Annotated in this window: 17 protein-coding genes and 1 pseudogene; 7 read left to right on the forward strand and 11 right to left on the reverse strand. The window is 69.1% G+C overall.

Features of this window, described 5'->3' with window-relative positions; translation table 11 throughout:
* Nucleotides 1–6: 6 nt before the first annotated feature.
* From BN1187_RS10935 to uvrC, 3 genes are read right to left on the reverse strand one after another with little or no spacing between them, the layout of a single operon-like run.
* On the reverse strand, nt 7–957 hold the full coding sequence (locus BN1187_RS10935; protein ID WP_040161653.1) for a gluconeogenesis factor YvcK family protein: 951 nt from the start codon (nt 955–957) through the stop codon (nt 7–9).
* Nucleotides 957–1,820: an RNase adapter RapZ gene (gene rapZ, locus BN1187_RS10940; protein ID WP_040161656.1), complete on the reverse strand. Its 864-nt coding sequence runs from the start codon at nt 1,818–1,820 to the stop codon at nt 957–959. Before rapZ ends, BN1187_RS10935 begins: the two co-directional genes overlap by 1 nt.
* Before the next feature lie 48 nt (nt 1,821–1,868).
* Entirely contained in the window at nt 1,869–3,833 is a 1,965-nt protein-coding gene (gene uvrC / locus BN1187_RS10945; RefSeq protein ID WP_040161659.1) for an excinuclease ABC subunit UvrC, read from the reverse strand.
* A 31-nt stretch (nt 3,834–3,864) separates the two neighbouring features.
* Between uvrC and BN1187_RS10950 the strand changes: the two genes are divergently transcribed.
* Complete coding sequence (locus BN1187_RS10950; RefSeq protein ID WP_040161663.1) at nt 3,865–4,269, forward strand: Rieske (2Fe-2S) protein; 405 nt, start codon at nt 3,865–3,867, stop codon at nt 4,267–4,269.
* 17 nt (nt 4,270–4,286) lie between these two features.
* On the opposite strand, the pseudogene uvrA reads toward BN1187_RS10950, so the two are convergent.
* Nucleotides 4,287–7,118: pseudogene (gene uvrA / locus BN1187_RS10955) on the reverse strand (excinuclease ABC subunit UvrA); the annotation flags it as partial.
* A gap of 81 nt (nt 7,119–7,199) precedes the next feature.
* Here uvrA and BN1187_RS10960 point away from each other — a divergent pair.
* From BN1187_RS10960 to BN1187_RS10970, 3 genes are read left to right on the forward strand one after another with little or no spacing between them, the layout of a single operon-like run.
* Nucleotides 7,200–7,913: a maleylpyruvate isomerase family mycothiol-dependent enzyme gene (locus BN1187_RS10960; RefSeq protein WP_052462617.1), complete on the forward strand. Its 714-nt coding sequence runs from the start codon at nt 7,200–7,202 to the stop codon at nt 7,911–7,913.
* Nucleotides 7,914–7,923: 10 nt separating this feature from the next.
* Nucleotides 7,924–8,523 carry an MBL fold metallo-hydrolase gene (locus BN1187_RS10965; RefSeq protein WP_040161666.1) on the forward strand — a complete coding sequence of 200 codons (600 nt, stop codon included), beginning with the start codon at nt 7,924–7,926 and terminating at the stop codon, nt 8,521–8,523.
* Nucleotides 8,524–8,542: 19 nt separating this feature from the next.
* Nucleotides 8,543–8,833, forward strand: coding sequence for a potassium channel family protein (locus BN1187_RS10970; RefSeq protein ID WP_052462619.1), 291 nt, complete (start codon nt 8,543–8,545; stop codon nt 8,831–8,833).
* Between the two features lie 45 nt (nt 8,834–8,878).
* On the opposite strand, the gene uvrB is transcribed toward BN1187_RS10970, so the two are convergent.
* From uvrB to coaE, 3 genes are all read right to left on the reverse strand, one after another.
* Nucleotides 8,879–10,954: an excinuclease ABC subunit UvrB gene (uvrB, locus tag BN1187_RS10975; RefSeq protein WP_040161669.1), complete on the reverse strand. Its 2,076-nt coding sequence runs from the start codon at nt 10,952–10,954 to the stop codon at nt 8,879–8,881.
* Nucleotides 10,955–11,011: 57 nt separating this feature from the next.
* Nucleotides 11,012–12,328 (reverse strand): Nramp family divalent metal transporter, encoded by a 1,317-nt coding sequence (locus tag BN1187_RS10980; RefSeq protein ID WP_235750659.1) that lies wholly within the window; start codon nt 12,326–12,328, stop codon nt 11,012–11,014.
* Between the two features lie 83 nt (nt 12,329–12,411).
* Nucleotides 12,412–13,059: a dephospho-CoA kinase gene (gene coaE / locus BN1187_RS10985; protein ID WP_052462620.1), complete on the reverse strand. Its 648-nt coding sequence runs from the start codon at nt 13,057–13,059 to the stop codon at nt 12,412–12,414.
* Nucleotides 13,060–13,198: 139 nt separating this feature from the next.
* Between coaE and BN1187_RS14355 the strand changes: the two genes are divergently transcribed.
* Nucleotides 13,199–13,348 (forward strand): hypothetical protein, encoded by a 150-nt coding sequence (locus tag BN1187_RS14355; RefSeq protein WP_157754770.1) that lies wholly within the window; start codon nt 13,199–13,201, stop codon nt 13,346–13,348.
* 104 nt (nt 13,349–13,452) lie between these two features.
* Here the strand turns inward: BN1187_RS14355 and rpsA are convergent, their stop codons facing one another.
* On the reverse strand, nt 13,453–14,916 hold the full coding sequence (gene rpsA, locus BN1187_RS10990) for a 30S ribosomal protein S1 (protein ID WP_040161675.1): 1,464 nt from the start codon (nt 14,914–14,916) through the stop codon (nt 13,453–13,455).
* Nucleotides 14,917–15,099: 183 nt separating this feature from the next.
* A complete protein-coding gene (locus BN1187_RS10995; RefSeq protein ID WP_040161678.1) occupies nt 15,100–16,455 on the reverse strand; it encodes a dicarboxylate/amino acid:cation symporter in 1,356 nt (451 codons plus the stop codon).
* 269 nt (nt 16,456–16,724) lie between these two features.
* Between BN1187_RS10995 and BN1187_RS11000 the strand changes: the two genes are divergently transcribed.
* The gene (locus BN1187_RS11000) at nt 16,725–17,291 is read left to right on the forward strand and encodes a CG0192-related protein (RefSeq protein ID WP_040161681.1); all 567 of its coding nucleotides are present in this window, start codon (nt 16,725–16,727) and stop codon (nt 17,289–17,291) included.
* A 75-nt stretch (nt 17,292–17,366) separates the two neighbouring features.
* Here BN1187_RS11000 and polA read toward each other — a convergent pair whose 3' ends face one another.
* Entirely contained in the window at nt 17,367–20,063 is a 2,697-nt protein-coding gene (polA, locus tag BN1187_RS11005; RefSeq protein ID WP_040161684.1) for a DNA polymerase I, read from the reverse strand.
* A gap of 23 nt (nt 20,064–20,086) precedes the next feature.
* Here polA and BN1187_RS11010 point away from each other — a divergent pair, with 23 nt between their 5' ends.
* Nucleotides 20,087–20,515 carry a PaaI family thioesterase gene (locus BN1187_RS11010; protein WP_235750660.1) on the forward strand — a complete coding sequence of 143 codons (429 nt, stop codon included), beginning with the start codon at nt 20,087–20,089 and terminating at the stop codon, nt 20,513–20,515.
* A 3-nt stretch (nt 20,516–20,518) separates the two neighbouring features.
* On the opposite strand, the gene BN1187_RS11015 is transcribed toward BN1187_RS11010, so the two are convergent.
* Nucleotides 20,519–21,172, reverse strand: coding sequence for an ANTAR domain-containing response regulator (locus BN1187_RS11015; RefSeq protein WP_040161692.1), 654 nt, complete (start codon nt 21,170–21,172; stop codon nt 20,519–20,521).
* Nucleotides 21,173–21,253: the final 81 nt, after the last annotated feature.

Consider the following 21,253-nt stretch of genomic DNA (forward strand, 5'->3'; position numbering starts at 1 on the left):
AAGAGATTAGCGACCCACGATGTCCGCAAACACGGACGCCAGCCGATTCGGGTCGTGCCGGGGCGAGCCGTCGCTCATCCGGACGGGCGCGATCACCAGCCGGGCGCCGAACGACCCGGCGTACGCGTCGAGGTGCTGATCCTGGAACGACGGGTCGACGACAACGGTGTCGAGCCGCAGCCACGGCGCGTGCTCGGACAGGAACTCCAGATGTTCGGCCGCCGAGTAACCGGCCGTCTCGTCGTCGGGCGTGAGGTTCAGCACGAGGGTGCGCCGCGCGCTCGTCGCCTGCAGCGCGCGCGCCAGGTCGGGCACGAGCAGGTGCGGCATCACCGAGGAGAACCAGGAGCCCGGCCCCAGGACGATGTGGTCGGCCTCCGCGATCGCCGCGAGCGCCTGCGGCGTCCCCGGCGGCTCGGACGGAATCAGCCGCACGGCTCGCACCTCTCCGGACGCCTGGGCCACGTTGGCCTGGCCGCGGACGACGCGCATCTCGTCCGGCAGCGCAGGGTCGACACCCAGCACCTCGGCCTCGATCTCGAGCGGGACCGTCGCCATGGGCAGCACCCGGCCCTGGACGTCCAGCAGCGTGCCCACCATGTCGAGGCCGGTGACAGGGTCCGTGCCGAGGCGCTCCCAGATGCCGGCGATCAGCAGGTTGCCGATGGCGTGGCCGCCGAGGGGTCCGTCCCCCGGGAAGCGTGACTGCAGGATGTCGGCCCAGACGCGGCCGTCCTCGTCGTCGCCGCACAGGGCCGCCAGGGCCATGCGGAGGTCGCCGGGCGGCAGGATGTCGAACTCGGTGCGCAGACGTCCGGACGAGCCGCCGTCGTCGGCGACCGTCACCACCGCGGTGATGCGGTTGGTGACGCGCCGCAGCGCGGCCAGCGTCGCCGACAGCCCGTGCCCGCCGCCGAGGGCGACGACGGCCGGGAGCGGCGTGAGGGGGTTCACCATCACTCGAGCCCCAGGTCGCGGTGCAGGACGTTGCTGTCGACGCCGGCGGCGTTGAGCCGGCGAGACAGCTCTTCGGCCATCGCGGTGGAGCGATGCTTGCCCCCCGTGCAGCCGATCGCGACCGTGGCCAGCCGCTTGCCCTCGCGGACGTAGCCGGGGGTCATGGTGAGCAGCATGCGTTCCACGGAGTCGAGGTACTCGCGGGCCTCGTCGAAGCCGAGGACGTACGACGAGACCGCCTGCGAGAGCCCGGTCTGGGGGCGCAGGTCGGGCACCCAGTGCGGGTTCGGCAGGAAGCGCACGTCGAGGACGACGTCGGCGTCCATGGGAAGCCCGTTCTTGAAGCCGAACGACAGGACGGTGACGTGCAGGCCGCGGCTGACGTCGGGGTTGAACGCGTAGGCGACCCTGGAGGCGAGCTGGTGCACGTTGAGGCGTCCGGTGTCGATGACCATGTCGGCGGCGGCCCGCAGGACGGCGAGCATCTCCCGCTCGCGTTTGATGCCGTCCAGCATGACGCCGTCGCCCTGCAACGGGTGCGGGCGGCGCACGGACTCCTGGCGGCGGACGATGACGTCGTCGGGGGCCTCGAGGAAGAGGATCTGCGGCAGGACGCCCCGGCGGGCGAGCGTGTCGAACGCGGCCGGGAGCTCGTCGAACTCCGAGCGGGTGCGGACGTCGATGATGACCGCGACCCGGTTGAAGCCGCGCTCCAGGGCGGTATCGAGCAACTCGGGCAGCATGCTCGGCGGCAGGTTGTCGACGACGTACCAGCCGAAGTCCTCCAGCGTGTGGGCCGCGGTGCGGCGTCCCGCTCCCGACATGCCGGTGACAACGACGAATCGGACCCCAGGCTCGCTCATGTCGCCATTATGGCTGGCTTCGCCGACGATGCGGCATCCGCCCGCCCCTCAGCCCTCGATGACCTCGCCCGTGGCGGTGTTGACGGCATCGCCCGGCTCCGAGGCGTCGAGCGCGGCCTTGATCGCGATCGCGGTCTTCGGGCCGATGCCGGGGACCTGCGCGATGTCCTCGATCCGGGCCGCCCGGAGCTTCTTGAGCGAGCCGAAGTGCTTGATGACGGCCTTGCGGCGCAGCTCGCCGAGCCCGGGGACGTCGTCCAGCAGCGACTCGACCATCGACTTGCTGCGCCGGCCGCGGTGGTGGGTGATGGCGAAGCGGTGAGCCTCGTCGCGGGCGCGCTGCAGCAGGTACAGACCCTCGCTGGTGCGCGGCAGGATCAGCGGGAACTCCTCGCCCGGCAGCCACACCTCTTCCAGCCGCTTGGCCAGCCCGATGACCGGGATGTCGCCGACGCCGAGCCTCTCCATCGCGGCGGCCGCGGCGTCCACCTGCGGGGCGCCGCCGTCCACGATGACCAGGCCGGGCGCGTAGGCGAACTTCTTCGCCTGCCCGGTGGTCGGGTCGACGAGGACGGCGTTGTCGCCCTCGACGGACGCGCGATCCTCCAGGTAGCGGCGGAAGCGGCGCGTGATGACCTCGTCGATGGCGCCGACGTCGTTGCTGCCCTCCACCGTGCGGATGACGAAGCGGCGGTACTCGGACTTGCGCGGCAGGCCGTCCTCGAAGACCACCATCGAGCCGACGACCTCGGTGCCCTGCAGGTGCGAGATGTCGTAGCACTCGATGCGGAGCGGCGGTTCCGGCAGGTCGAGCGCCTCCTGGATCTCCTCGATCGCCTGGTTGCGCGTGGACAGGTCGGACGCCCGGCGCATCTTGTGCCGGGCCAGGGCCTCGCTCGCGTTCTTGGCGACGGTGTCCATCAGGACGCGCTTGTCGCCGCGCTGCGGGACGTGGATGGTGACCCGCGAGCCCCGCACGTCGCTCAGCAGCTCGGTGAGCGCGTCGCGGTTCGCCGGCGCGACGGGCACCAGGATCTCGCGCGGGATGGCGCCGCTGACCTCCGTGCCCTCGGTGTCGGCGTCGGCGTAGAAGCCGAGCAGGAAGGTGTCCAGCAGCTCGGGCAGCGTCGCGTCGTCGGCGCGGTCGGCGATCCAGCCGCGCTGGCCGCGGACGCGTCCCGCTCGCACGTGGAAGATCTGCAGCGACACCTCGAGCTCGTCGGCGGCGAAGGCGACGACGTCGGCGTCCGTGCCGTCGCCCAACACGATCGCGTTCTTCTCGGACGCCTGCCGCAGCGCGCCCAGCTGGTCGCGCAGCACCGCCGCCTTCTCGAACTCGAGGTTCCTCGACGCCTCCGCCATCTGCCTCTCCAGGCGCCGGGTCAGGCCGTTGGTCTGGCCGGCGAGGAAATCACAGACGTCCTCGACGATCGCGCGGTGGTCGTCGGCGTCGATGCGCCCCACGCACGGGGCGGAACACTTGCCGATGTAGCCCAGCAGGCAGGGCCGTCCGGACGCCTTCGCGTTGCGAAACACCCCGTTCGAGCAGGACCGCATCGGGAAGACCCGCAGCAGCGAATCGATCGTGTCGCGGATCGCCCAGGCCTGCGCGTAGGGGCCGTAGTAGCGGTTGCCCTTGCGCTTGGAGCCGCGGCCCACGAAGACGCGCGGGAACTCGTCGCTCCAGGTGATCGCCACCCACGGGTAGGACTTGTCGTCGCGGTACTTGATGTTGAACCGCGGGTCGTACTGCTTGATCCAGGTGTACTCGAGCTGCAGCGACTCCAACTCGTTCTGCACCACGGTCCACTTCACCTGCGCCGCGGTGCGCACCATCGTCTGGGTGCGGAAGTGCAGCGACGCCGGGTCGGCGAAGTAGGAGTTGAGCCGCTGCCGCAGGTTCTTGGCCTTACCGACATAGATGACCGTGCCGGCCGCGTCGATGAAGCGGTAGACGCCCGGGTTCGTCGGGATCGATCCGGGAGCGGGACGATAAGTTGCCGGATCAGCCATGACGTTCAGTCTAGGTCGGTAGCCTGACGCCATGAGTGATCGCCGTTCGTTCCTGAAGGCCGCCGGGCTGGGCGCCCTGGCCGTGAGCGCGGGCGCCGGCGTCGCCGGCTGCAGCCAGCCGACGCGGCCGTCCACTCCCGCCGCGCCGACCACCGTGCCGAAGGCCGATGTCCCCGTCGGCGGCGGAATGATCATGGCGGACGGCCCCTACGTCGTGACGCAGCCCGCGTCGGGGCAGTTCAAGGCGTTCAGCAAGGCGTGCACGCACCAGGGTTGCCCGGTGACCGAGATCGCCGGCGACGCGATCGTCTGCCGCTGCCACGGCGCGCGGTTCAGCACCGCCGACGGCCACGTGCTGAACGGCCCGGCGACCAAGCCGCTGCCCGAAGCGAAGGCCACCGTTCAGGGCGACCGGGTGGTCATCTCCCGCGCCTGAGCCTGCGGGAGTCAGTTCACGAGCGGCTTGAGGTACTCCCCCGTGAACGAGTCGGGGTTCGCCGCGACGTCCTCGGGGGTTCCTTCGGCGACGACGATGCCGCCGCGCGAGCCTCCTTCGGGGCCCATGTCGATCAGCCAATCGGCGGTCTTGATCACGTCGAGGTTGTGCTCGATGACGATCACCGTGTTCCCTGCGTCCGCGAGGCGGTTGAGCACGTGCAGGAGCTTGTTGATGTCCTCGAAGTGCAGCCCGGTGGTGGGCTCGTCCAGCACGTAGACGGTGCGTCCGGTGGAGCGGCGCTGCAACTCGGTGGCGAGCTTGACGCGTTGGGCCTCGCCGCCGGACAGCGTGGTGGCGGGCTGCCCGAGCCGGACGTAGCCGAGGCCGACGTCGATGAGCGTGTTCAGGTAGCGCGCGATCGCGTTGATCGGGGCGAAGAACTCCGCGGCCTCCTCGATCGGCATGTGGAGAACCTCGGCGATCGTCTTGCCCTTGTAGTGCACCTCGAGCGTCTCCCGGTTGTAGCGGGCGCCGTGGCACACCTCGCAGGGCACGTAGACGTCGGGCAGGAAGTTCATCTCGATCTTGATGGTGCCGTCACCGTGGCAGTTCTCGCAGCGTCCGCCCTTCACGTTGAACGAGAAGCGGCCCGGCTGATAGCCGCGCACCTTCGCCTCCGGCGTCTCGGCGAACAGCTTGCGGATGCGGTCGAACACCCCGGTGTAGGTGGCCGGATTCGACCGGGGCGTCCGGCCGATCGGCGACTGGTCGACGTGGATCGCCTTGTCGACGTTCTCGATGCCGGTGATCCGCTTGTGGTGGCCGGGGACGTCCTTCGCGCTATAGAGCTGGCTCGCCAGCGCGCGATACAGGATGTGGTTGACCAGCGTCGACTTGCCGGACCCGGAGACCCCCGTCACGGCGACGATCTTGCCGAGCGGGAACCTGACGGTGATGTCGCGCAGGTTGTTCTCGGTCGCCCCATGGATGACGATCTCTTTGCCGTTGCCCGGCCGTCGGATCTCGGGCACCGGGATGCTGCGGCGTCCGGTGAGGTACGCGCCCGTGATGGACTCCCGGCTCTTGTACAGCTTGTCGACGGTCCCGGAAACCACGACGTTTCCGCCGTGCTCGCCGGCGCCGGGGCCGATGTCGACGACCCAGTCGGCCACCTTGATGGTGTCCTCGTCGTGCTCGACGACGATGAGCGTGTTGCCGAGGTCGCGCAGCCGCAGCAGCGTGTCGATGAGTCGCCGGTTGTCGCGCTGATGCAGGCCGATGGACGGCTCGTCGAGCACGTAGAGGACGCCGGTCAGCCCCGATCCGATCTGCGTGGCCAGCCGGATGCGCTGCGCCTCGCCGCCGGACAGGGACGCCGCCGAGCGCGACAGCGTCAGGTAGTCGAGCCCGACGTCGAGCAGGAACCGCAGCCGTTCGTTGATCTCTTTCACCAGGCGCTCGGCGATCGCCGCCTCGCGTTCGGTGAGCTGCAGGTCGCGCATGAACGCGGCGAGGTCGGAGATCGCGAGGTCGGCGACCTCGGCGATGTTCTTGTCGTTGACCGTGACGGCCAGCGAGGACGGCTTGAGTCGCGCACCGTGGCAGGCGTCGCAGGGGATCTCCCGCATGTAGCCCGCGAAGCGTTCGCGCTGGTTGTCGCTCTCGGCCTCCGTGAACCGGCGGCGGACGTACGGGATCGCGCCCTCGAACTTGGCGTTGTAGCTGTGTTCGCGGCCACGCTTGGTGCGGGTGGACACGTGCAGAGGCTCCCGGACGCCGTGCAGGATCATGCCGCGAACTTTCTCGGGCAGATCTTCCCAGGGGGTCTTCATCGAGAAGCCCTCCTGCTTGGCCAGGGTGTTGAAGATGCTCTGGAAGTATCCCGAGACGTAGATCGACGACCACACGGCGACCGGGTTCTCGCTCAGGCTCTTCCCGCGGTCGGGCACCAGCAGATCGGGATCGACCTCGAGCCGCGTGCCCAGGCCCGAGCACTCGGGGCAGGCGCCCCAGGGCGCGTTGAACGAGAACTGCCGCGGCTCGAGTTCCTCGATCGAGATGTCGTGCCCGTTGGGGCAGGCCAGCTTCTCCGAATAGCGGCGCTCGCGGTTGCGGTCGGACGGCGGTAGGTCGACGAAGTCGATGGCCACGACCCCGTTCGCGAGGCCGAGGGCCGTCTCGACCGAGTCGGTGAGGCGCTGCTTCACGGTCGGCTTCACCGCAAGGCGGTCGACGACCACCTCGATGTTGTGCTTCTTCTGCTTGTCGAGCGCCGGCACGTTGGCGAGTTGGTGCGTGTCGCCGTCGACCCGGACGCGGTTGAACCCGTCGGTGGTCAGCTGCTGGAACAGGTCGTGGTATTCGCCCTTGCGCCCGCGGACCACCGGGGCCAGCACCTGGAAGCGGGTGCCCTCGTCGAGGGAGAGCAGGCGGTCGACGATCTGTTGGGGCGTCTGGCGGCTGATCGGCGCGTGGCAGACCGGGCAGTGGGGGCGTCCGGCGCGGGCGAACAGGAGGCGCAGGTAGTCGTAGATCTCGGTGATGGTTCCGACCGTCGAGCGCGGGTTCCGGCTCGTCGACTTCTGATCGATCGACACCGCCGGGCTCAGCCCCTCGATGAAATCGACGTCGGGTTTGTCCATCTGGCCGAGGAACTGCCGCGCGTAGGCCGAGAGCGATTCCACGTAGCGGCGCTGGCCCTCGGCGAAGATGGTGTCGAAGGCGAGCGACGACTTGCCTGAACCAGACAATCCTGTGAAGACGACCATCGCGTCTCGGGGCAGGTCGAGGCTCACGTTACGCAGGTTGTGCTCCCGCGCACCGCGGATGATCAGTCGTTCACTCACAACGCTCCATAGTAGGTGCTGGGACTGACAGTTCTCGCGCAGGATTGCCCAAGCGGCGGGGCCAGGCCGTAGGTTGGGGTCATGCGCGACATCATCCGGCTAGGCCAGGTCGAGACAGTCCGCAAGCGCCTGGGGGAGGCGACGCAGCGCCTGCTGGGCGACACGATCGTGCTCAGCGACGAGGAATGGACGGCCCCGACCCGCCTACCGGGGTGGACGCGTGCGCACGTCGCCGCGCACCTGAGCGCGAACGCCTACGCGCTCGCGCGGTTCGTCCGGGGCCACGTGAATGATCATCCGGTTCCGCTCTACGCGTCCGAGGCGGACCAGGTCGAGGAGATCGAGCGGGGCGCGGAGCGCAGCGGGATGGACCTCCAGATCAGCCTGGACGGGTCCGCCGGCGAACTTTCCCAGGCCTTCGACGAGGTCACCGACTGGCTCGTGCCGGTCCGTCTGCCGGCGGGCGAGTTCCCGATCACCGCCGTCGCGACGGCACGGCTACACGAGGTGATCCTGCACCACGTCGACCTCGACGTGGGGTTCTCCCCGGCCGAACTCGACCCGGTGCTCGCGCGGTGGATGCTGCAGTGGGCGGCGCGGCTGCTCCGCGACCGTCCGGGGCTGCCGGCCGTCGAGCTCACCAGCACCTCCGGCAATGTCGAGTCCGTTGGCGATCTCGGGGAACGCCGCCGCGTCACCGGCGACGATGCGGCCCTGTGGGCCTGGCTGGTCGGACGCGGCGATGCCGCTACGGTGGAGGGCGCGGAGGGCATCAGCTTCCCGCTGTCGAGCTGAAAGGCACGCGATGCTGCAGGTCACCAAGCAGTCGGTCGGACCCATGGACAACAACGCCTACCTGCTCAGTGACGGCGGTGTCGGCCTGCTGATCGACGCCGCGAACGAGCCGAACACCCTCCTGTCCCTGGTCGGGGACACCACGCTGCAGACGATCGTCACCACCCACCGTCACCCCGACCACATCCAGGCGCTCACCGAACTGGCCGGCGCGTCCGGAGCGCGTCTGGTGGCCGGATCGCCGGACGTCGCCGCGATCACCGCGTCCACCGGCCTCAGCATCGAGGGCGTCTGGGACGGTGACACCGTCGAGATCGCCGGCGTCAGCTTGGACGTCATCGGACTCGTCGGCCACACCCCGGGCTCGATCGCGCTGGCGCTGCGCCCAGAAGACGGCCCCGCGGAGCTGTTCACCGGCGACTCGCTGTTTCCCGGCGGCATCGGCCGGACGACCTCGCCCGAGGACTTCACGTCGCTGATCAACGACGTCCAGGCCAAGCTCTTCGACGTGTTCGCGGACGACACCGTGGTGCGGCCGGGACATGGCGACGACACCACCCTCGGCGCCGAGCGCCCCCACCTCGCCGAGTGGCGCCAGCGCGGCTGGTGACAGCAGGGGCGAACCGTCCATGCAACGCCTCGCCGGTCTCCTCGCTTTCGTCGGCGCCTTGGCCGTGCTGGACGCGGAACGCGAGTTCCCCGGAGGCAACATCACGACGTTCGGCGATGCCCTGTGGTGGGCGTTCACGACCATGACGACCGTTGGCTACGGCGACCTTTACCCGATCACGACGATGGGTCGGTTCGTGGCGGTGGGCCTCATGCTCGGCGGCATCGCGATCCTCTCCACCGTCACCGCCGCCATCTCGTCCTGGATGGTCGAGCGCGTCCGCGACGAGGTCAGTCGGGAGGCCGGCTAGCAGGGCCCCCGACCCGGCGACTCCCGAGCGGAGCCGCCGACGTCGCTACTTGGTCGCGGCCACCATCTGCCGCAGGGTCTTCTTCAGGTCGCTGATCTCGTCGCGCAGCTTGGCGGCGAGCTCGAACTGGAGTTCGGCGGCGGCCTGGTGCATCTGTTCGGTGAGCTCGGTGACCATTCCGGCGAGCTCGGACGTGGGCAGCGCCTCGACGTTGCGCACCTCGCCGGACGGGGTCGGCGAGACCTTCTGCCGTCCGCCCGCCTTGGCGACGAGCTCGCGGGTGTCGGCGTCCTCGCGGGCCAGCATGTCGGTGATGTCCGCGATCTTCTTCCGCAGCGGCTGAGGGTCGATGCCGTGTTCGGTGTTGTAGGCGATCTGCTTGTCGCGGCGGCGGTTGGTCTCATCAATGGCGGCCTCCATGGAGGGCGTCATCTTGTCGGCGTACATGTGCACCTGACCGTCGACGTTACGGGCCGCACGCCCGATGGTCTGGATGAGCGACCGCTCCGAGCGCAGGAAGCCTTCCTTGTCGGCGTCCAGGATGCTCACCAGCGAGACCTCGGGCAGGTCGAGGCCCTCGCGCAGCAGGTTGATGCCGACCAGGACGTCGTAGTCGCCCAGGCGCAACTCCCGCAGCAGTTCCACGCGCCGCAGCGTGTCGACCTCGGAATGCAGGTACCGCGTCCGCACCCCGTTCTCCATCAGGTAGTCGGTGAGGTCCTCCGCCATCTTCTTGGTCAGCGTCGTCACCAGAACGCGCTCGTCGCGCTCCGCGCGAGCCTTGATCTCCCCCATCAGGTCGTCGATCTGACCCTTCGTGGGCTTGACGATGACCTCGGGATCCACCAGGCCCGTGGGACGGATGACCTGCTCGACGAACCCGTCGCTGCGCGCCATCTCGTAGTTGCCGGGCGTCGCCGACAGGTACACGGTCTGGCCGATGCGCTCGGTGAACTCCTCGAACCGCAGCGGACGGTTGTCCATGGCGCTCGGCAATCGGAAACCGAAGTCGACGAGCGTGCGCTTGCGGGACATGTCGCCCTCGTACATGCCCCCGATCTGCGGCACGGTCACGTGGCTCTCGTCGATGACGAGCACGAAGTCCTCGGGGAAGTAGTCGAGCAGGCAGTTCGGCGGGGTGCCGGGGCCGCGTCCGTCGATGTGACGGGAGTAGTTCTCGATGCCGGAGCAGGTGCCGATCTGGCGCATCATCTCGATGTCGTAGCCGGTGCGCATGCGCAGCCGCTGCGCCTCGAGCAGCTTGTTCTGGCCTTCCAGCTCGGCCAACCGTTCCTCGAGCTCCGCCTCGATGCCCCCGATGGCACGCTCCATGCGCTCGGGGCCGGCGACGTAGTGCGTGGCCGGGAAGATGTAGAGCTCCTGGTCCTGGCTGACGATCTCGCCCGTCAGCGGGTGCAGGGTGGTGAGCCCCTCGATCTCGTCGCCGAAGAACTCGATGCGCACCGCGTGCTCTTCGTAGACGGGGAACACCTCGAGCGTGTCTCCCCGCACCCGGAACGTGCCTCGCGTGCCGGCCAGGTCGTTTCGGGCGTACTGGATCTCGACGAGCCGACGCAGCAGCGCGTCTCGGTCCCACTCATCGCCGACGCGCAGACGCAACATGCGGTCGACGTACTCCTGGGGCGTGCCCAGCCCGTAGATCGCGGAGACCGTGGCCACCACGATGACATCGCGCCTGGTCAGCAACGAGTTCGTCGCCGAGTGCCGCAGCCGCTCCACCTCCTCGTTCAGCGAGGAGTCTTTCTCGATGTAGGTGTCCGTCTGCGGGACGTAAGCCTCGGGCTGGTAGTAGTCGTAGTAGCTGACGAAGTACTCCACCGCGTTCTCGGGGAAGAACTGCCGCAGCTCGTTGGCGAACTGGGCCGCCAGCGTCTTGTTGGGCTGCATGACGAGCATCGGTCGCTGCACCCGCTCCGCCAGCCACGCCACCGTGGCCGTCTTGCCGGTACCCGTGGCGCCGAGCAGCACCACGTCCTGCTCCCCCGCCTCGATGCGCCGCTGCAGTTCGTCGATCGCGGCGGGCTGGTCGCCGCCAGGCTCGAAGTCGGCGTGGACCTCGAACGGGGCCACGCGGCGCTGGATATCAGTCGTCGGACGCATACCACCAGCGTAGGCGCCACCTCCGACACTTTCCGATGGGCCCCGGCAGGCGCGCGCCTAGAACGCCCGGATCACCTGGTAGACGCCGAGAACCACGAACAGCAGCGCGGTGATGCCCAGCGCGATGTTCTGCACCGGGTTGTTGCGCCACTCGTCCGGGATCAGCTTGCGCCTGTTCAGCAGGCCGAGGTTCGTGATCGCCATGAACGGCATGAACAGGGCGCCCAGGACGCCGTAGGCGACGATCAGGCCGAACGGCCGCTGGATGAACAGCAGCAGCATCGGCGGGAACGTGAGCCACAACACGTACCACTTGAAGTACTTGCCGCCGTTGCGGCCGTCCGGGTGGTCGTCGGGGAGGCCCTTCATCTTGGCCATGAAGTCGGCGAACATCAGCGAGACGCCGTTCCAGACGCCGATGACCGAGCTGAACGCGGCGGCGAAGAACCCGACGAGGAAGAACTTCCCGATGAAGACCCCGTAGCGCGCCTCGAGCACTTTCTCGAGGTCGAGCAGACCCGCGTCGGTGGTGCTCAGCTTGATGCCGCCGGCGCGAACCACCTCGGCCCCCACGATCAGCATGGAGACGACGAAGATACCGGTCATGACGTAGGCCATCGTGTTGTCGATACGCATGACCTTCATCCACTTGGGCGTGTACCAGCCCTTCTCGCGCAGCCAGTACCCGTAGGCCGCCAGGGTGATCGTGCCGCCGACGCCACCGGCCAGGGCGAGCGTGTACATGATGCCGCCCTCCTCCGACGGCAGCCGCGGGATGAGGCCGTTCAGCATCTCGGGGATGTTCGGCACCGCGATGACGGCCAGAGCGACGATGGTGACGAACATGATGCCGACGAGGGCGGCCGTGACCTTCTCGACGATGGCGTACTTGTTGAACCACACCAGCAGGAACCCGACGATGCCGGTGCCGACCGCCCACGCGTTCAGCGGAACCTGGGGGAACAGGGCGGCCAGCGGCAGCGCCGTGGAGGACATCGCCGAGGCGCCGTACACGAAGCCCCAGATGACGATGTAGGGGGCGAAGTACCACGTCGTCCACTTGCCGAGCTTGCGCCAGCCTTCGAACACGGTGTAGCCGGTCGCCAGCGAGTAGCGGCCCGCGCCCTCGACCAGGATGATCTTCATGACGACGCCCACGATGACCGCCCACAGCAGCATGTAGCCGTAGCGAGAGCCGCCGATCAGGGTGGCGACCATGTCGGCAGCGCCGACGCCGGTGCCGGCCACGACAATGCCGGGACCGATCAGGCTCCACTTGGCTTCCTTGCCGCCGTCGTCGTCGACGCGCTCGAAGTGGCCCTCTTTCATGGACGCGTGGTGCCGACGTGCCTCACCGTTCGCTGCCGAGCTCATGCGGATCTCCCGTCTGACGGCTCCGTCGCCGTCCGGTCGGTGCTTGGTCTGCCGCCTATCTTTCCCACATCGCGCCAGCCAAGTCACGTTTTCTGGTCGCTTGATCGGGTGGTGTGGCTGGTTACCCCGCCCAGCGGCGCCGACGACGTCAGCCGGGTCCACAGCGCGTCCACCTGCGGAACCAGCTGCTCAGGCGTGCCCGCGTTGTCGATGACCACGTCGGCGATCTCCAGCCGCTCCTCTCTGCTGGCCTGCGCGCGGAGCCGGGCGCGGGCGTCCGCCGGCGACAGCCCGTTTCGCCGCATCAGCCGCCGGACCTGGGTCTTCTCGTCCACGTCAACGACGACCACCGTGTCGAAGTCGTCGGCCTGCCCCGTCTCCACGAGCAGCGGGATCACCTGGACGACCACCGCGTCCGCCGGCGCGGCCAACTGAAGCTCGGCGGCCCGCGCCCTGATGGCCGGGTGGACGATCGCGTTCAGGTCGGCACGCGCCTGATCGTCGCGGAACACCAGCCGTCCCAGCTTCGCCCGGTCGAGCGAACCGTCGGGCGCGAGCACCATCGGCCCGAACCGCTCCGTGATCGCGGCCAGCCCACGCGTGCCGGGCTCGACGACGTCGCGGGCGAGCACATCGGAGTCGATGATCACCGCCCCCCGCTCGGCGAGCAGTTGCGAAACCGCGGACTTCCCGGACGCGATCCCCCCGGTGAGAGCAACCCTGCTGGTCATGTGGGCATCGTTTCACCCGCCGCCGACAATTTCGGCCGGGCCCGCCGCACAGGACGCGGCGCTAGGGCGCGAACCCCGGCATCGTCTCCCCCAACCAGGTGATCGCCTGGTTCATGTGCCGGGTCCAGGTGTTGTAGGCGTGCCGCTGGCCGACCCACCATCGTTCCACGGCCCGGACGGCACGGAGGACGCGACCGCCCTGCTCGCCCCCGACGGCGACCACCCCAACGCCGACGGCGTGCAGGCCATCGCGCAGGCGCTGGTGCGGGCCCACGCCGTGCAGGGCTGAGTCTCGGCGTCGACCGCGCTCCGGCCGCCGTCCTCCGGAGACGACGAAACGGCGTCCCCACTGCGCGTGGGGACGCCGTTCCGCGTTGTCAGCGAGCTACCCGATCAGTGGGCGCCGCCGGTCAGCTTCTCGCGCAGGGCCTGCAGGGCCTCGTCGGACGCCAGCGAGCCCTCCGGGGCCGCGGAGTCGCTCGAGCCGCCCGCGGAGTACGTCGACGCCTTGGCCTGCTGCTCGACCGCGTTGTGGTCGGCCGCCTCGGCCTCCTCGACCTGACGCTTGTGGGCCTCCCAGCGCGCCTGAGCCTCGGCGTACTGCTGCTCCCACGCCCGCTGCTGCTCCTCGTAGCCGGGCTTCCACTCCTGGGTGTCGGGATCGAAACCCTCGGGGTAGATGTAGTTGCCCTGCTCGTCGTAGTTGGCGGTCATGCCGTACAGCGACGGATCGAAGTCGTCCGCGGCGACGTCCACGCCCTCGTTCGCCTGCTTCAGCGACAGCGAGATGCGGCGACGCTCGAGGTCGATGTCGATGATCTTGACCATGACCTCGTCGTTGACGCTGACGACCTGCTCGGGGATCTCCACGTGGCGCTCGGCCAGCTCGGAGACGTGCACCAGGCCCTCGATACCCTCCTCGACGCGCACGAACGCGCCGAACGGGACGAGCTTGGTGACCTTACCCGGGACGATCTGCCCGATCTGGTGGGTGCGGGCGAAGGTCTGCCACGGATCTTCCTGGGTCGCCTTGAGCGACAGCGAGACGCGCTCGCGATCCATGTCGACGTCGAGCACCTCGACGGTGACCTCCTGGCCGACCTCGACGACCTCGGACGGGTGGTCGATGTGCTTCCAGGACAGCTCCGAGACGTGCACGAGGCCGTCCACACCGCCGAGGTCGACGAACGCGCCGAAGTTGACGATGGAGGACACGACACCCTTGCGGATCTGGCCCTTCTGCAGCTGGTTGAGGAACGTGTGACGCACCTCGGACTGCGTCTGCTCGAGCCACGCGCGGCGCGACAGCACCACGTTGTTGCGGTTCTTGTCGAGTTCGATGATCTTCGCCTCGAGCTCCTGGCCCACGTAGGGCTGCAGGTCGCGGACGCGGCGCATCTCGACCAGGGACGCGGGCAGGAAGCCTCGCAGGCCGATGTCGACGATCAGACCACCCTTGACCACCTCGATGACGCGGCCGGTGACCACGCCGTCCTCTTCCTTGATCTTCTCGATCGTGCCCCAGGCGCGCTCGTACTGAGCCCGCTTCTTGGACAGGATCAGGCGCCCTTCCTTGTCTTCCTTGGTCTGGACGAGGGCCTCGATGACATCGCCCACCTCGACGACGTCGAACGGGTCGACGTCATGCTTGATGGAGAGTTCCTTGGAAGGGATGACACCTTCGGTCTTGTAACCGATGTCGAGCAGGACTTCGTCCCGGTCGACCTTGACGACGGTGCCGGTGACGATGTCACCGTCGTTGAAGTACTTGATTGTGGAGTCGACGGCTGCGGCGAAATCCTCCGCCGATCCGATGTCGTCGACCGCGACCTGAGCGGCCTCAGGAGAGGAGGTCATGTAGTAGGGCTCCGAAGTGAATAGTAGGTTTCGTTTGTTCCGGCGAGATCCGGCGCGTCTTCGTGCACTCCGTCCGGCAGAAGACAAACCTCACCGAACAACAAGCCTATCCGCGCGCCCGGTGCGGGTCAAAAGGGACGACGACGGGCCGCCCCCGGCTCAGGGGACGGCCCGTCGGTCGCCTCACGCCTGCGCGGCGACCGCCTCGCGACCGGCCAAGGCCGGTGCGACGCCGTTGTAGACGTCCTCGTCGAGGATGCCGTTGTGCTTGGCGACGATCGTCGGGATGAGCGCCTGGCCGGCGACGTTGGTCGCCGTGCGGGCCATGTCGATGATCGGGTCGATGGCGAGCAGCAGGCCGACGCCCTCCAGCGGCAGGCCCAGCGTCGACAGCGTCAGGGTCAACATGACGATGGCGCCGGTCAGCCCGGCGGTGGCCGCCGACCCCACGACCGCGACGAAGGCGATCAGCAGGTAGTGCACGAGGGTCAGCTGGATGCCGAACAGCTGCGCCACGGTGATCGCGGCCAGCGCCGGATAGATGGCGGCGCAGCCGTCCATCTTGGTGGTGGCGCCCAGCGGGACGACGAACGACGCGTACTCGGACTGCACGCCGAGCTTCTGCGTCACCGCGCGCTGCGTGATCGGGATGCTGCCGACGGAAGAGCGGGAGACGAACGCGAACGTGATGGCCTCCCAGGCGCCGGCGAAGAACCGCCGCACCGACAACCCGTTGAGCTTGAGCAGCAGCGGGTAGAGCCCGAACATCACCAGCGCGCAGCCGACGTAGACGTCGACGGTGAACACGCCGAGGGGCGCGACGAGGTCCCAGCCGTAGGTGGCCACGGCGCGGCCGATCAGCGCGGCCGAGCCGTACGGGGCCAGCAGGATGACCCACCACACGAGCTTCTGCAGCACCTCGAGCACCGACCGGGCGACGTCGATGAACGGCTTGGCGGGGTCGCCGACGGCGAGCGCACCGGCGCCCAGGGCGATGCCGAGGACGACCAGCTGCAGGACGTTGAAGTTCACGGTGGACGACACCGCGCCGTCCTCGAGGGTGGTGGTGACGCCGAGGCCGAGGAAGTTGCTCGGCACCAGCGACTTCAGGAAGTCGAGCCACGTGCCCTGGGTGTCGACCGCGTGCGCGCCGGCGGTGCCGATGGTCGCGCTGGCGCCGGGGTTGGTCAGCAGTCCGAGCGCGATGCCGATCGCCACCGAGATGGCCGCCGTGATGGCGAACCAGATCAGCGTTTGGACGGCCAGCCGCGCGGCGTTCGTCACCTGCCGCAGCTGGGTGATGGAGACGATGAGCGCGGTCAGGACGAGCGGCACGACGATCACGCGCAGCAACTGGACGAAGATCGTCCCGATGGTCGACAGCGTGGTGGTGAGCCAATCGAGGGAGTAGGCGCGGGCGAGGGCGCCGAGGACGATGCCGACGGCCAGGCCGATCAGCACCTGGGCCCAGAAGGGGACGGTGCGCCGCCGCGACGAGGATGCGTCCTTCGTCGCGGGCGCGGCAGAAGAGGTGGACATGAAGGATCAGGACCTTTCGAGAGCCTGGGGTGGATGGGGTTGCGCAGGACGATCAGGACCGACAGCTCGCGCTGCGGTCGCGGCAGAAGTCGACCTCGAGTCGACGCCAGAACGCGGACATACCCCTGTGCCTCTCGTTTGCAGGATGTTCATCGAACAACGTCGACGCCGCTTAGAACATTCCCCGGGTTGTCGACGCGCATCCCAGGGGCCCGGCTGCTGGGCTAGCGTGGACCCAGGTCGATACCAACCAGAGCAAGGAGCGAGCGATGAGCGGCACCGCCGATGTGCACCCCGAAGCAGTCATCACCCCCAGCAAGCTGGACGTCGTCAAGGCGTGGCTTCCCAACCAGTCCTGGTTCGCCGGGGACACCGGCGACGTGACCCAGGTCGCGCACTGCCGCTTCGTCGATCCCGACGGCGAGGTCGGTATCGAGACGCTTCTGCTGCACTCGGGCGGCGTCACCTACCAGGTCCCGCTCACGTACCGCGGCGAGGCCCTCGACGGCGCCGACGAGTACCTGCTGGGCACCATGGACCATTCGCTCCTCGGCAAGCGCTGGGTTTACGACGCGACGGGCGACCCCGTCTACGTCGAGGAGCTCATCCGCGTGATCCGCGAGGGCGACAACCAGGCCGCGATGTCCAGCGGCGAAGAGGACATGTCCGTGCGCGGCTCCGGCGCCGAGCCGGTGGCGAACTCCAGCGGCACCGCGCGGCTCGCGCGCGTCCTGGACGACGAGCACGCGCTGCCCACCCGGGTCGTCGGGAACCTCACCGGCACCTGGACCGAAGACGGCGCCGAGCGCACCGCGGTGCTCGCCACCCTGCACTAAGTCCCGGCAACCGGCCCCGGACGCGCGCGGTCGCGTCCGGGGCCGTCGTGTGTCCGGCTCCGCGCGCGTTCCCGCTCAGTGCGCCGCGTCGTGCCAGGACCGTCCCACGCCGACGGAGACGTCCAGCGGGACGGCCAGGTCCATCGCGTGGCCCATGCGGTCGCGCACCAGCGTCTCCAGCGCCTCCCGCTCGCCGGGCGCGATCTCGAAGACGAGCTCGTCGTGCACCTGCAGCAGCATCCTGGAGGCCAGCCCCTCCTGGGCCAGCGCGGCCTCGACGTCGAGCATCGCGACCTTGATGATGTCGGCCGCCGACCCTTGGATCGGGGCGTTGAGCGCCATCCGCTCGGCCATCTCGCGGCGCTGCCGGTTGGACGACGTCAGGTCGGGCAGGTAGCGCCGACGGCCGAGCAGGGTTTCGGTGTAGCCGGTGCGCCGGGCCCGGTCGACGACCTCGCTCAGGTAGTCGCGGACGTGGCCGAACCGCTGGAAGTACTCGTCCATCAGCCCGCGCGCCTCCGCGGTGGAGATGCGCAGCTGCCCCGACAACCCGAACGCCGACAGCCCGTAGGCCAAGCCGTAGTTCATCGCCTTGATCTTCGCGCGCTGCTCCCCCGACACCTCGGCCGGGTCGACGCCGAAGACGCTCGCCGCCGTCGCGGAGTGGAAGTCGGCGCCCGAGTTGAACGCCTCGATGAGAGCCGCGTCCTCGGAGACGTGCGCCATGATGCGCATCTCGATCTGGCTGTAGTCGGCGCTCATCAGGTCGTCGAACCCGGCCCCCACCACGAACGCCTCACGGATGCGGCGGCCGGCCTCGGTGCGGATCGGGATGTTCTGCAGGTTCGGGTCGGTCGACGACAGGCGTCCGGTCGCGGCGATCGTCTGGCTGTACGTGGTGTGGATGCGGCCGTCGTCCGCGATGGACTTCTGCAGCCCCTCGACGGTCTGGCGCAGCCGGATCTGGTCGCGGTGCCGCAGCAGGTGCGCCAGGAACGGGTGCTCGGTCTTGGCGTACAGCCCGGCCAGGGCGTCCGCGTCGGTGGTGTAGCCCGTGCGGGTCCGGCGGGTCTTCGGCATGCCGAGCTCGTCGAACAGGACGGCCTGCAGCTGCTTCGGCGAGCCCAGGTTGATCGGCTTGCCGAGCACCTCGAAGGCGTCGGCCTCGGCCTGGCGCACCTCGGCGTCGAACTCGGAGTACAGCGAGTCGAGCTGGTCGGCGTCCACCGCGACGCCGAGCCGCTCCATCGTCGCGAGCGTCCGCGACAGGGGCAGTTCCACCTCCTGCAGCAGCGGCGTCCCGCCGTGCTCGGCGAGCTCGGAGTCCAGCACCCCGGCGAGCTCGTGGACCGCCGCCGCCCGCACCATGGCGTCGGCGCCGGCGTTGTCGTCGGCGAAGTCGAGCGCCAGCTGGCCGTCGTCCGCCGCGCCGTCGGAGCCGTCCACCGCGAGCTCGCGCTTGAGGTGACGCAGCGAGAGATCGGCCAGGTCGAAGACCCGCTGGTCGGGACGCAGCAGGTAGGCGGCCAGCTGCGTGTCGCTGACCAGGCCCTGCAGATCCCAGCCGCGCGCCCAGATCGCCAGAAGCGGGCCCTTCGCGTCATGCATGACCTTCGGGCGCGCCGGGTCCGCCAGCCAAGCGGCCAGCGCGGCGTCGTCCGCGGGCGTGATCGTCGTCACGTCCAGCCAGGCGGCGGCGTGGTCGTCGGCCGCCAGCGCGAGCCCGGTCAGGTCGCCCGATCCGGCCCGCCACGTGCCCTGCGGGTACAGCGCGACTGTGCCGGCACCGTGGGCGTCCAGCCAGCCGGCCAGATCGCCGGGCGCGAGCACGGCGCCGTGCAGGTCGAAGCCGCCGCTGGGCTCCTCCTCGCTCTCGGGCAGGGTCTCCAGCAGCCGGTCGCGCAGCACGCGGAACTCGAGGCTGTCGAACAGCGTGTGGACGGCCTCCCGGTTCCAGTCGCGGCGCTCCAGGTCCCCGAGCCCGACCGGCAGCGCCAGGTCGCCGACCAGCGCGTTGAGTTCGCGGTTGCGGGTCACGTCGTGGAGGTGGGCGCGCAGCGAGTCGCCGACCTTGCCCTTGATCTCGTCGGCGTGCCGCACCACGTTCTCGAGGCCGTCATAGTTCGCCAACCACTTGGCCGCCGTCTTCGGCCCCACGCCCGGGACGCCAGGCAGGTTGTCCGACGTCTCCCCCACCAGCGCGGCCAACTCGGGGTAGCGCTTCGGCGGCACCAGGTACTTCTCCTCCACCGCCTCGGGGGTCAGCCGCATGAGGTCGGAGACACCCTTGCGCGGGTACAGCACCGTCGTGTTGTCGTCGACGAGCTGCAGGGAGTCGCGATCGCCGGTGCAGATCAGGGTCGACCAGTTCGCCGCGCCGGCCTGCCGCGACAGCGTCGCGATGATGTCGTCAGCCTCGAAGCCGTCGAGCTCCAGGTGGACGATGTTGAGGGCGTCCAGCACTTCCTTGATCAGATCCACCTGGCCGCGGAACTCGTCCGGGGACGCCGCGCGGTTCGCCTTGTACGCCGCGTAGCTCTCGGCGCGGAACGTCTGCCGTGAGACGTCGAACGCCACCGCGAGGTGCGTGGGCTGCTCGTCGCGCAGCACGTTGATGAGCATCGACGTGAAGCCGTAGACCGCGTTCGTGTGCTGGCCCGTGCTCGTGGAGAAGTTCTCCACGGGGAGCGCGAAGAACGCCCGGTACGCCACCGAGTGCCCGTCGATGAGCAGGAGGCGGGGCGTGCTGGTCTCGTTCTGCGTCGCTGTCACACGGCGACTCTAGTCTGGGTGCTGTGACCGAGCTACCTGAGTGGATGGGCCCGCTGTCCAGCGCCCTGGACGACAAGATGGGCCTCGAACTGACCGAGGTGACCCCGCGGCGCGCGTGCGGAAACCTGCCCGTCGAAGGCAACACCCAACCGTTCGGCTATTGGCACGGTGGGGCGTCCTGCGTTCTGGCAGAGACCCTGGGCTCGCTCGCCGCGGCGGCCGAGGTCGGGCCCCGCGGGGTTGTGTTCGGCGTCGACATCAACGCCACCCATCACCGCGCCGTGCGATCCGGGCGCGTGTACGGCACCGCGACCGCGCTGTTCGTCGGGGGGACGCTGGCCACCTACGACGTCGTCATCACCGACGAAGACGGGCAGCGCCTGTGCACCGCCCGTCTCACTTGCGCCCTGCGCCGCCCGAAGGGACCGCGCGACCAGGGGGCAACGTCTTAGGACCTAGGCCTCGTCGTCGACGTCCTTGGCCCGGGACTTCTTCTTGGGCTTCGACTCCAGCTTCGTGTGGTCGATGACGCTCTCGGCGACCTCGCGCATCGACTTGCGCAGGTCCATGGCGGTCTTCTGGATCCAGCGGAAGGCCTCGGGCTCGCTGAGCCCCAGCCCCTCCATCAGCAGGCCCTTCGCGTGGTCGACGGCCTTGCGCGACTCGAGGCGCTCGTTGAGGTCGAGCACCTCCTCCTCGACAGCGCGGATCTCGGCGTAACGGGCCATCGCCAGCTCGATCGCCGGCACGACGTCGGAGCTGTCGAACGGCTTGACGACGTACGCCATCGCGCCGGCCTCGCGCGCCCGGTCAACCAGTTCGCGCTGGCTGAACGCCGTCAGCATCACGACGGGAGCGATGCGGTCGTTGGCGATCTCCTTGGCGGCGGTGATGCCGTCCATCTTCGGCATCTTGACGTCCATGACGACCAGGTCGGGCTTCAGCTCACGCGCCAGCGCGAGAGCCTCCTCACCGTCGCCGGCCTCGCCCACCACGTCGTAACCCTCGCCGGCGAGGAGTTCGATCAGGTCGAGGCGGATCAGCGCCTCGTCCTCGGCCACCAGCACACGGCGACGGGCGGCGGCCTCGGGCTTTTCTTCGGAACTCACGGATTGACCTCTTCCTACGGCTTCGGTGTCGCTCACAGCTTAGTTGGCGACTCCGTGCCTCGAGCGTACGGCGCGACCCCT

The sequence above is a fragment of the Nigerium massiliense genome (assembly GCF_000826085.1).
Lineage (GTDB): Bacteria > Actinomycetota > Actinomycetes > Propionibacteriales > Propionibacteriaceae > Propioniciclava > Propioniciclava massiliense.